This is a genomic window from Bacillus sp. SIMBA_154 (assembly GCF_046536015.1).
GTDB lineage: Bacteria > Bacillota > Bacilli > Bacillales > Bacillaceae > Bacillus > Bacillus pumilus_P.
The window spans coordinates 1-275 of the sequence record NZ_JAWJBV010000227.1; the positions used below are offsets into that span (position 1 = coordinate 1).

At 43.6% G+C, this 275-nt stretch carries 1 protein-coding gene; it reads left to right on the plus strand.

Features of this window, described 5'->3' with window-relative positions:
- The coding region (locus tag R0K30_RS21825) for a TIGR04141 family sporadically distributed protein (RefSeq protein WP_410612919.1) at nt 1-275 on the plus strand (275 nt) is incomplete at both ends.

Below are 275 nucleotides of genomic sequence, written 5' to 3' on the forward strand. Positions count from 1 at the left end.
GGAAATGCTTTACGCAATTACAGGGGTGTCTCAAGTAAAGGAGTTTGGCAGTCATGTCACAGGTAGAGATGCCCTCACTATTGCAGTTGAGGCATCATTAGAAGATGTGCCAACTATCCTTAGTGCTGCGTACTCTCGGTATAAAACCACCCTCCCAAGTAAGTTTAGCTGGGTTGAAAATATCAACCGAGTCAGGGATCTGGATGAAATCGAGATTCTTGAGCTAGAGCTGGGCGAATGTTTCAAAAAAATGACTGCTGAAGATTTTTGGTTAG